Annotated in this window: 5 protein-coding genes and 1 pseudogene; all 6 read right to left on the bottom strand. The window is 49.8% G+C overall.

The features are described from left to right. A pseudogene (locus BM299_RS18365) lies at nucleotides 1–411 on the bottom strand (IS1380 family transposase); the annotation flags it as partial. Between the two features lie 162 nt (nucleotides 412–573). Further along, complete coding sequence (locus BM299_RS18360) at nucleotides 574–1,356, bottom strand: enoyl-CoA hydratase-related protein (RefSeq protein ID WP_092487896.1); 783 nt, start codon at nucleotides 1,354–1,356, stop codon at nucleotides 574–576. 23 nt (nucleotides 1,357–1,379) lie between these two features. Next, nucleotides 1,380–2,228: a 3-hydroxybutyryl-CoA dehydrogenase gene (locus BM299_RS18355; protein WP_207545244.1), complete on the bottom strand. Its 849-nt coding sequence runs from the start codon at nucleotides 2,226–2,228 to the stop codon at nucleotides 1,380–1,382. 44 nt (nucleotides 2,229–2,272) lie between these two features. Beyond that, entirely contained in the window at nucleotides 2,273–3,454 is a 1,182-nt protein-coding gene (locus BM299_RS18350) for an acetyl-CoA C-acetyltransferase (protein WP_092487890.1), read from the bottom strand. Between the two features lie 143 nt (nucleotides 3,455–3,597). Next, a complete protein-coding gene (locus tag BM299_RS18345; RefSeq protein ID WP_092487887.1) occupies nucleotides 3,598–5,616 on the bottom strand; it encodes a heterodisulfide reductase-related iron-sulfur binding cluster in 2,019 nt (672 codons plus the stop codon). A 133-nt stretch (nucleotides 5,617–5,749) separates the two neighbouring features. Continuing rightward, nucleotides 5,750–6,224: electron transfer flavoprotein subunit alpha/FixB family protein (locus BM299_RS18340; RefSeq protein WP_131820688.1), on the bottom strand; the 475-nt coding region annotated here is incomplete at its 5' end.

Genomic DNA, 6,224 nt, shown 5'->3' with positions numbered 1-6,224 from the left:
GCGTTCTTTATTTGCGCCAAGAAATATTGGTGTAATCTGAACAGGATCATTGCTCAATAACTTAGCTGATTCTTCTAAAATAATTTGCTTCCATTGTTCGTTTTTACCGGCCATATCCAAGCGTTGCCGTAAAGTTGGACTGGAAGGTGCCTTGGTAACATTTAGAGATATAGCAAAAAAGTCATCTTCTCTAAACGGCTCAATGTGATCGAAGTCGCTTTTTCCCTGGCATAATAAGCCAATGTATGAAGTAACCACATCACCATGTGATATATTTGGTGTATATACACCTGGTATTCTTGATTTATCAAGTCGCTTTTTTAGGTCGGTTTTAGCAATAAGAGCACCTACAAATGTAAGCCCGGAATGAGTAGAAAGGTATTCGTTAGATTGTTCTATGACGAATTTCATGTGTGCACCCCACAGGTGAATTATTGATATCTTGATTATCTTTGCATATCTTTATTATACTAAATATTTCACCTGTTATGGGCAGTTTTCTATTATTTAGTTCACGGATTCAGGTTAAAATATAAGGGCGGCCTTGCCAGGCCACCCTGGTTAAAAACAGTTTTACCTGCCTTTAAATTCAGGCTTCTTCTTGCCTAAAAACGCGGCGATGCCCTCTTCCCTGTCTTCTGTGGCAAATACCAGCCCAAACAGGTCGGCCTCGTGGACAAATGCTTTCTCAAGATCCATTTCCAACCCGTCGTTTACCGCCTGTTTGCTAAGTTGTACGGCTACCGGGCCGCGGGCGGCAATACGCTTGGCCATATTTTTACAGAAATTCATCAGTTCCCCGGCCGGTACTACATGGTTCACCAAACCGATGCGGTGGGCCGCCTCGGCATCATACATGTCTGCGGTGAACAGGATTTCCTTGGCCAGACCCGGGTTGACCAGGCGGGTCAATCTTTGGGTGCCGCCAAAACCGGCAATCAATCCCAGATTAACTTCCGGTTGGCCCAGTTTGGCGTTTTCCGAGGCTATACGAATATCGCAGGCCATGGATAGTTCACAGCCACCGCCGAGGGCAAAACCGTTTATGGCCGCAATTACCGGCTTTGGCAGGTTTTCAATTTTGCTAAACACCTTCTGGCCCAGGCGGGCAAAGTTTTTAGCTTCCAGCGGCTTGAGCGTTTGCATGAAAGCTATGTCGGCACCGGCAACAAATGCTTTTTCTCCCGCGCCGGTGAGAATGATTACCCGCACTTCATCGTCATTGCCCAGTTGATCCATGGCTGCATCGAGTTCTTGCAGGGTTTCGGCATTTAAAGCATTGAGCACCTTGGGCCTGTTTATAGTGAGAACGGCAATGCCTGCTTCTTTTTCCAGCAGTAAGTTATTCCAACCCATTTTATACCTCCTCGCCGAGTTAATTATTTAGTATATTCAAAGAAACCGCGTCCGGATTTCCTGCCCAGCCAGCCAGCCGCCACATACTTACGCAGCAGAGGACAGGGGCGGTACTTGCTGTCTCCTAAACCTTGATGCAAAACTTCCATGATATAAAGACAGGTGTCCAGACCGATAAGGTCAGCCAGCGCCAGCGGCCCCATGGGGTGATTCATGCCCAGTTTCATGACCTGGTCCACCGCCTCGGGGGTGGCGATGCCTTCGTATACACAGTAAATGGCCTCGTTAATCATGGGGATTAATACCCGGTTGCTGACAAACCCGGGAGCATCATTTACTTCCACGGGCACTTTGTTCATACGCTCGCTAAGTTCCTTGACCATCTCAAATGTTTCATCGCTGGTGGCCAGACCGCGAATAATTTCCACCAGTTTCATTACCGGCACCGGATTCATGAAATGCATGCCGATAACTTTTTCCGGGCGCTTGGTAACGGCGGCAATTTCCGTTATCGGCAGGGAAGATGTATTAGTGGCCAGAATGGCGTGCACGGGAGCAATACTGTCCAGATCGCGGAATATTTTGCCTTTGATTTCCATGTTCTCAATGGCCGCTTCCACAACGATATCAACATCTCCGGCGTCCTGGATGCTCGTCGAAGGCTTGATCCGGGCCAATATGGCTTCTTTCTGGGACTCATCCAGCCGTCCCTTGCTTACATCACGGCTTAAATTTTTCTCTATGATACCCAGTCCCCGATTGACAAATTCATCTTTGATGTCGTTGAGCACAACATCCAGACCGGCAACTGCCGCAACCTGGGCAATACCCGAACCCATTTGACCGGCCCCGATAACCATGATTTTTTTAATTTCCACCGTAATCCCTCCAGTACCTGAATTGATAATTACTTAATTTAAACATTCTCCACTACCAATGCGGTACCCTGTCCACCGCCAATACACAGGGTGGCCAGACCATACTTGCTGCCGCGGCGCTTCATTTCATACAGCAGGGTGACCAGTATGCGCGTACCGCTGCACCCGATGGGGTGCCCTATAGAAATGGCCCCACCGTTGACATTGGTTTTTTCCACCGGGAGTTCCAGTTCTTTAACCACAGCCAGCGCCTGGGCGGCGAAAGCCTCATTTGCTTCGATAAGATCCATATCGGCCACCGTAAGGCCGGCTTTGGCCAGTGCTTTTTTACTGGCGGGAATGGGTCCCAGCCCCATGTAAGCTGGGTCGACACCGGCTGACGCCGCCGCCCTCACAGTAAACAAGGGTTTAATTCCTAGTTCATTGGCTTTTTCAGCAGACATGACCACCACGGCCGCCGCGGCGTCATTAATACCGGAAGCGTTACCGGCCGTTACCGTGCCGTCTTTTTTAAAGGCCGGCTTTAATCTGGCCAGCCCCTCTACCGTAGTACCCCGGCGGGGAAACTCATCGGTATCGAAAACCACCGGTTCGCCTTTTTTGACCGGTAATTCAATAGGCAGTATTTCATCTTTAAAACGGCCTTCATCAATAGCCGCAATGGCCTTTTGCTGGCTACCGGCGGCAAAAAGATCCTGATCTTCCCGGGTGATGCCATATTTGGCAGCGATATTTTCTGCGGTAATGCCCATATGTACATCGTTGAATGCACACCACAGCCCGTCCCTGATCATGGCGTCAACCAGTTTGGCATCTCCCATGCGGTAACCCCAACGACCTTTTTCCACCAGATAAGGAGCGGCCGACATATTTTCCATGCCTCCGGCCACAATTACGTCCGCTTCCCCGGCGGCCACCAGTTGAGCGGCCAGGCCCACAGTTTTTAATCCGGACCCGCACACCTTGTTTAATGTCCAGGCCGGAACTTCTTGCGGAACACCCGCCTTGATGGATGCCTGCCGGGCCGGGTTCTGCCCCAACCCCGCCTGCAAAACATTACCCATGATCACTTCATCCACCTGACCCGGTTCTACACCGGCCCGGCGCAGGGCTTCAGCAATAACCTTCGCCCCCATGTCGGCAGCAGGGATGGATGCCAGCGAACCGCCGTATTTCCCTACCGCTGTGCGCACCGAGCTGACAATTACGGCTTCACGCATATTACTTCTCTCCTTTCAAAATTTTTAAAAAGGTATAAAACAGGCGAAACTTTCCCCCCAAGCGCCACCCGTTTTAAGCTAGCAGCAAAAAGCTGCCGGTATCCATATTAAGCCGGCAGAGTAGTCTACCGGCTTAAAACCACTCACTGTAAATACCCGGCCACCAGTTCCGCCACATCTTTAGCCTTGATGTTTTCATCTTCATTAAATTCCTTCAGCCCGTCTTCAATCATAGTCAGGCAGAAAGGACAGTTGACGGCGATGATTTCCGGCCGGGTTTCCAGGGCCTGTTCAGTCCGCAGCACATTGATCCGCTTGCCGATATGCTCCTCCAGCCACATCCTGCCGCCGCCGGCACCGCAGCAAAACGCCTTGTTTTTGTTTCTGGCCATTTCAGTCAGGGAGACACCGGGCAATCCGTTTAATATCCGGCGCGGCGCTTCGTATTCGTCATTGTAACGGCCCAGGTAGCAGGAATCGTGATAAGTCAACTGGACAGGTTTTTCAGCACTCGACAAAACAATTTTATTGTCTTCAATTAAACGGTTAATGAACTGGGTATGATGAATAACCTCAAAATTACCTCCAAAACGGGGATATTCATTCTTCAAGGTATTATAACAGTGCGGGCAGGCGGTTATAATTTTCTTTACCCCGTAATCATTAAACGCTGAAATATTTTCTTCCACCAAGGTCTGGAATAAATATTCGTTGCCCAGTCTCCGGGCCGAGTCGCCGCAGCATTTTTCTTCGCTGCCCAAAATGGCGAAACTGGTTCCCGCAGCTTGCAGAATTTTTACCAACGACTTGGTTACATTCTTAATTCTATCATCAAATGACCCCGCACAGCCAACAAATAGCAAATATTCTGCATTTTTATTATCTTCCATGACCTGAACGCCTGAATCTTCCGCCCAGTCCCCTCTGGCGGACCAACCCACCCCCCAGGGGTTAAAGTTTCTTTCCAGGTTGGTAAAAGCCAGTTGAGCTTCGCCGGGGAATTCACTTTGATCCAGTACAAGGTTGCGCCGCAGGTCAATAATTTTGTTAATGTGTTCGTTAAGCTGAGGACAGTGTTCCTGGCAGGCATAGCAGGTTGTACAGGACCAGATAACGTCCTCGCTGATAATATTACCGGCCAGTTCCGGCAGTTCAACCTGTCCGTCTTCAGCCGGAGCAGCAGCATGGGCTTCTTTTAATGCCCCGAATTTATTAACCTTTTTCGGTAATTGGGCCTTTAAATCGGCTATCAATTGCTTGGGCGACAGCGGCTTACCGCTCAAATACGCCGGGCAATTATCCTGACAGCGACCGCATTCCGCGCAGGCATAACAATCAAACAATTGCTTCCAGGTATAGTCGGTAATTTTGCTGACTCCGAAATTCTCCCCTTCTTCATCTTCCAGGTCAAGGTCTCTGATGGACCCGCCCCTGGGTAGCAAATTGCGAAAATAAATGTTTAACGGCGCCGCCAGCGGATGCACAAGATGCGAGTAGCGGAAAAACACCAGCAAACCAAGCGCCAGCAGCACGTTTAACCACCAGAAGGATTCATGTATCACCCGGCGGACCGCCGGACTCATATCGCCCATCAATGCCGCCAGTCCGGCGGATACAGGCGCCAGCGCGTAACGCGCATCTTCGGAAGCAGCGGCCTGCGCCCCGGTGGATACAAAATAAGCTGACACCATAAGGATAATACCCGCGATCAGGGCCACAATGATTTTCTCCTCTGACCAGTCCCCGACCCCCAGGCGCGGTACCTTGGCAATATACCGGCGGTAAGCTGATATCAACATACCCGCCGCGGCAAGTAAGCCAAAAATATCAACCAACAAATAAAAGTATGGATTGGCACCCAATACTGGGAGTTCCGCCCCGGGGAACAACCCTTGCAGAATAAACTGCACCATACCGGCAGAAAATATGATTAATCCCCAAAAAATGAACAAGTGCATTAAGCCAGCACCGGGTTCCTTTAACAATCTTCTTTGACCGAAAACTATAGCCAGTGTTCCCGACAATCTTCTTCCCGGCTCATCAAATCTGTTATCAGGCTTGGCTTGCACCAAAACCTCGTATCTTTCCTTGATGCCCATGCCGAAGGAATACAAAGCATATACCAGCAGCAGCACAAAAATAAGTAATTTTACCGTTAACATGTTGACCTTCACCTCGCCGATGTAATTCGGCATTCCTGATAGGCCAACATATAACCTCTGTTCCCAATCCCACCATCAAACAAGTCAAGATTGCAGCAGAGCTATATTTTTTTAGCGCTCTGCTGCAATTGTTTTAAGCCAATACTTTCTTTAATTCTTCTTTTAATACAGGCACCACTTCAAACAGGTCGCCGACGATGCCATAATCCGCCACCTTAAAGATATTGGCCTCTTCATCTTTGTTGATAGCCACGATACACTTGGCGGAACTCATACCGGCCAGGTGCTGAATGGCCCCGGAAATACCGCAGGCAATGTATAACACGGGAGAAACGGTTTTACCGGTCTGACCCACCTGGAAACTGTGGGACACCCAACCAGCATCCACCGCCGCCCGGGAGGCGCCCACGGCGGCACCAAGCACGTCGGCTAACTCTTCCAGAATCTTGAAGTTTTCCGGCCCTTTCATACCCCGACCGCCGCTGACGATGATATCGGCCTCGGTAAGTTCCGGGCGCTCGGAAACCTGCCGCACGATGTCTTTAATGACTTGGCGAATGTCGCCGGTGTTGGCGTCGACTTTAACAACTTCCGGTGTTTTGGCGTTT

The organism is Desulfoscipio geothermicus DSM 3669, from assembly GCF_900115975.1.
Classification (GTDB): Bacteria; Bacillota; Desulfotomaculia; order Desulfotomaculales; family Desulfallaceae; genus Desulfoscipio; species Desulfoscipio geothermicus.
Note: the sequence above shows the minus strand (reverse complement) of the source record. Positions and strands in the feature narration are given on the sequence as shown.